Below are 4,614 nucleotides of genomic sequence, written 5' to 3' on the forward strand. Positions count from 1 at the left end.
TGCCGGCTACGGGATACTGGACGCCTTTGAGCTGGCAAGGAAGTATGACGCCAAGATGGAAGGGCAGGTTGCCACCTACTGGCTTAACCAGGGGCTGGCAGACATGATCGCCGAGGTTTGCCTGAGGCTAGAGCCCGGCCGGGTGTACGGCTTTTTTGCCGGCACGCCTTCTTGGTCGGGAGCAGGAGCCAAGTACCGCTATTTCTTTACCGCCGGGCTGCGTAGGGCCTTAGAGTGCGGCCTGGAGCCGGAGCGGGCAGGATGCTTTTACCGCGCAGAGGGCCGGGGCGTCACAGGCATACTGTGCGGGCTGGGGGAGTGTTTTCGCGACTTTGCTTCCGCCGAGTTTGAGAAAGACTACCCTGGGATAGCTGTCGCGGGTGAGCTGAACTACAGGGGGATACAGCTAGGATATGAAGAAATAGGAGCGGCAGGCGCTCGTGAACCCGAGGAAGCCAAGCCAAAACTGGACGCTAACTTGCCATCTTCTGCAGTCCGGTATGTCGAGCACAAGCCAGAGAAGAGTTTCCCTGGACCACGGCCCGGGCAGTCACCGATTGCGGAGGATTTCCAGGCTGCTCTTGACCAGATCTTTGGACGCTCCGAAGGGGATTTCGTTGAGGTTAGGTCGGGCGATCTTCACCGACTGGTGGGCGGCTACCCTGGCCCCGGCCACCGGATGCCGGTATGCTGCCAGGTAATGCGCCGCAATATTAGACCGGGAGACGTCATTGTCAGTGAACCTCCAAAAGGTGCCGGTGCCGGCCTGGTCATAAGATATAGGTTGCCCCGCTAGGCAAAGCGGATCTAAGCATGGGAGTAGAAGTTAAGTTCTTTAGGAGGAGAGACTATGCCAAGAAGCTCTAACGAACCTCCCGGCGGAGCGGCGGTCGAGGTCATGCGCGTTGTCGAGGTCCAGACGGCCAATAAAGCCAACCCGCTATTCAAAAGCCAGCCCCAAGACTACTGTCACCTGGTCTTGGGGCTGGCTTTATCCCATCAGGCCAGCTAGCAAGCCAGAACCGGAAGGCGTATCTGAGAAGGATAATGACTATTGTGGTATATCTTTAGATCAAAGTTACGGAGCACCGGCAGCACGTAGGCGCTATCGGATGTGCTTATTACCACCCGTAGGCGGTGACTGGTATCCAGCCGGTGGCTGACTACATTCATCTGGAGCTGTACTTGGTGTACCTGTCCCGGCGTGGCGTTCCGTACCGTATAGGGGCTATGGGCTATCAGTTTGGCGCGTCCCCGAGCATCCACATCATACAGCAGCACATTCAGCTGAAATTCGGGGGCATTGGGCCTGACGTAAACAATGGCCTCAGGAGTGCCAAGAATAGTCACCGGAACTTGAACTTTCGGACCATCATAGCTTTCTGCTCCTCCTGAGCTGGCTACCAGCTGGGGTGGGGCTCCAGGAACTGCAAACCGCAGGTAAGAATAGATCAGCGGCGATAGGACGGGGACGCCCGAAGAAGCCACAGGCAACAACAGCCGGTTGCGAATAGTTTCTGGGCGTTGATCATTGCCTTGAGGTGGCGTGAGGGTTAAGCATTTACCCCCATTTTCTCCCTACACCAGATAGTAGGCCTTTTCTTCAGTGCCGGGGATGGGCCAGTCGTCGTATCTGCCGACTTGAAGATCCCAGTTCTGGTAAATGGCAACTGGTTTTTCCTTCATAATGCCATTTTCTTCACCCTTAAGCCAGTAATCGAACCAGTCCATGGCCTGGCTCCACACATGGCTGGGCAAAAACAGTAAGCCTGGGGCTTCAGCCGTGGCGTGGATGCCGTTGGCCAAGTAAAGCTTTTTGGGTATGGTTAGGGCCTGGTAAAAGTTTACGATTTGGCGAGAGGTAAAAAGGTCGTCGTTAATGCCGTTGATGATAAACGCCGATTTGCCACTGGCGTTAATTTGGTTAATATAGGTAGCGGCCGACCGTAGCCGAAAATCTTCCTTTGTTTGCTCAAACTTTTGATAGTCAAAGGCGGATAGGAACCATCTCAAAAGGTCAGTGCTTTCGCGGCCCAGCAGCGCTGCCGATCCCACTAGGAGCGTTGCCCATAGCCATTTGACGCTATCGTTTGGTGCCAGTGACTCTGCTAGGTCGGTCCACCCGCTCATGGCTACAATGGTCTTTACCCTAGGTTCAAAGGCAAGGGCCAGCAGTGACTGTCCGCCGCCATAAGATATTCCTGTAGCCCCAATTCGGCTGGGGTCAACCGGGGTATTGGCAATGAGCCAATCGACTACCCGATTCAAGTCCTGCATTTCCAGGGGCCCGGCAGTTTCAATCCTGCCGCCGGCCAAGCCCCAGCCCCGGCAGTCATAGGCCAACACTACGTAACCTGCCCGAGCAAACTTCTCCATCTGAGCAATATACTCGAATTGGTTAAGCGCCCAGGAATGGATAAAAATGATACCCGGGAAAGGGCCCTGCCCTTTGGGTATCCAGACGTTGGCAGGTAACTTGACCCCTTGGGCGCCCGTAATGATAACCTCTCTAATAGTATATGGCAGCAAACCACCACTTCCGGGGCTATCTTGAGAGAGATTGAGATTAGTTGCTGCTGCTGAAACGCTTGTCGGTGCTGCCTGGGCTGGTGTAAAGGCGCCAAGAGAAGCTGTGCAGATTAGAGACATAGATACAAGGACTACTAACACCCATATTGTGGTGTGCTGGGCGAAAAATCTAGGCCGGAAACCCATGGGCCACCGCCAGCGCAGACATTTAGTTTTGGAACCGGGATTAATTTTCGTAACTGTCATTGCCTGACCTCCCCCGTAACACTACACTTGATCCAGCAACAATTCGGAGAACGTAAACTCAAGCTCACCTCCCAAACGTTTTTTTGCTCAATACAGAAGTGTATCTAATGCCAAATATTATGTAAATAGCCTAAAAACTGTTTGCGGCGACGGGCCTGTTGCCACAGACAGCCGGGAGAACTGTAATGGGGAGACACCATTGCAAACACTCTTGTTGAAGAAACTTTCAAATACAAATCTATGCCCTGGTTGAGAGCCGCCTAATCCCCTTCCTGGCTTCGGCGGGGTGGTTATACTCGTGGAGATGGGCTTAGGGTGAATCCCGGCCTGCTCTTTGTCCCTTCCAACACGGTGCGTAAAGCCAGTTGTCAAGGCTAGGAAGGAAGCTTTCGATGAGGCTGATTTGTAAAGCCGGCCTTAGCTAGGTGTTCGAGCCTAGGACAAAGCAGCCGTTCTGGAGCGTTATTCCGAAGGACTTTCCTAGTTTCTGTCGAAATTTCCGCATAATAGCGAGGCACCCGTGCCTCTGGTTCCCGGTGACAGCACTGCGGTCACCTCACGCCGGCTTAAGAAACAAGTCTTTGTTCTGAACTCATTACTCAGCTAAAGACTGATTCGTGATGGATGTCACGGCCAAAGGTCGTTTCGGCCTCCCGGCGAGCGGTCATGGCATGCCGGACCTTTATTTTAACGATCTCTTCTGGAGTGATTAGAATGCTGTCAGAAGCTGTTACCGCCGCTTTTGAGAAATGCCTTGACCGGATCAGTGAAGAATACAAAAACTTACAACAACAGGTACCACTGCACCCCGGTGTGGCTTTGGATACCTGGATCGATAGCCTGGCCTCGGTGGTAGCGGCCCGAATCGAAGCCTCTCCCGAGTTCGGGCAACTCGTAGACGCTTTGAAGGTCGATGAGTACAGGGCAATAATATTCAGCTTTCATGTAGCCTGTTTCTTGAAGCTCAGTGGAGCCTACTTCGACCTTCATGCTGCGTGTTGCCAGCCTGACATCCATAAGAAACTAACAGGTCTGCTGGACGAGAACCTTTCCCGTCCGCGTACGGCCCATACTCGTTACCTTATCCGCCTCCCTTGGGTGAGCGCAAACATAAGACTCCCGGTCGAAGCCGGGTGGTTCCGCCTGCGCACATTCGAGGCATCTGAATTGGAGGAGCGGATCAACAACCGGGCCCGGCGGGTTTTCTTCCCGCATACAGCCCTCGACCCGGCAACAATTGACCGCTTGACCCACGCCGTTTGGTTAGAGGTAGAAGAAGATAATGTGCTACCACTTGATACTCTTATTCATCTCAGTGCACGAGATGGAAAAGTCAGCTTTTCAGGTTTGCCCCCCGCTGTGGAAAGAGCCCTGGGCCGGCTGGTACTCCTGAACTGGTACCCTGAAGTGGAGGAAGTAGAAGAGTATTGGTGGCCGGGTTTTCCTCTCGGGCCTGTGATTGAGGTTTCGGACAACCTGTTCGACTGGCCTACCCCTCCCACCCCGGGGGTCCTGCCCGATCTTTTTGACGAGGAGGGCTGTGTCGTTGAGGAAGGCCCGGAGCGGTTTATGTGTGAAGATGTCACCGCTCTTGCAGACTACGATCATAAGCTCTCGGCCCTGGAGAAACACGAGGAGACAAAGGGGTTTCTTCCTGAACGAGTACTGCCATATCTCATCAAGGCTGCCACCCTTGATGCCGAGAGAGCGGGAAAGGTAGATCAGGTGGTCAACCACGTCTTGGCGCTGGACGCCCTGTTGGGAGACTCGGAACCAGGGAGCGCTCGACGGCTTCGCACCCGCTTGGGGACACTGCTGGGATTGGATGAAGGCCAGCTC

At 54.2% G+C, this 4,614-nt stretch carries 5 protein-coding genes; 3 read left to right on the forward strand and 2 right to left on the reverse strand.

Annotated features, from left to right (window positions below):
* Positions 1-556: 556 nt before the first annotated feature.
* Positions 557-796, forward strand: coding sequence for an HNH endonuclease (locus tag H5U02_14060; protein MBC7343546.1), 240 nt, complete (start codon positions 557-559; stop codon positions 794-796).
* A gap of 54 nt (positions 797-850) precedes the next feature.
* Complete coding sequence (locus H5U02_14065; GenBank protein ID MBC7343547.1) at positions 851-1,012, forward strand: hypothetical protein; 162 nt, start codon at positions 851-853, stop codon at positions 1,010-1,012.
* Here the strand turns inward: H5U02_14065 and H5U02_14070 are convergent.
* Positions 1,009-1,488 (reverse strand): hypothetical protein, encoded by a 480-nt coding sequence (locus tag H5U02_14070; protein ID MBC7343548.1) that lies wholly within the window; start codon positions 1,486-1,488, stop codon positions 1,009-1,011. The two genes, H5U02_14065 and H5U02_14070, sit on opposite strands and share 4 nt — an antisense overlap.
* Before the next feature lie 90 nt (positions 1,489-1,578).
* Positions 1,579-2,529 carry an alpha/beta fold hydrolase gene (locus H5U02_14075; GenBank protein ID MBC7343549.1) on the reverse strand — a complete coding sequence of 317 codons (951 nt, stop codon included), beginning with the start codon at positions 2,527-2,529 and terminating at the stop codon, positions 1,579-1,581.
* A 960-nt stretch (positions 2,530-3,489) separates the two neighbouring features.
* On the opposite strand from H5U02_14075, the gene H5U02_14080 reads away from it, so the two are divergent.
* On the forward strand, positions 3,490-4,614 hold a 1,125-nt coding region (locus H5U02_14080; protein MBC7343550.1), incomplete at its 3' end, for a hypothetical protein.

It is taken from the genome of Clostridia bacterium (genome assembly GCA_014360065.1).
GTDB lineage: Bacteria > Bacillota > DSM-521 > Neomoorellales > JACIYF01 > JACIYF01.

Bases quoted from the DNA above. Each gene is read 5' to 3' on its own strand.
- H5U02_14065 (MBC7343547.1), top strand. From the start codon at position 851: ATGCCAAGAAGCTCTAACGAACCTCCCGGCGGAGCGGCGGTCGAGGTC.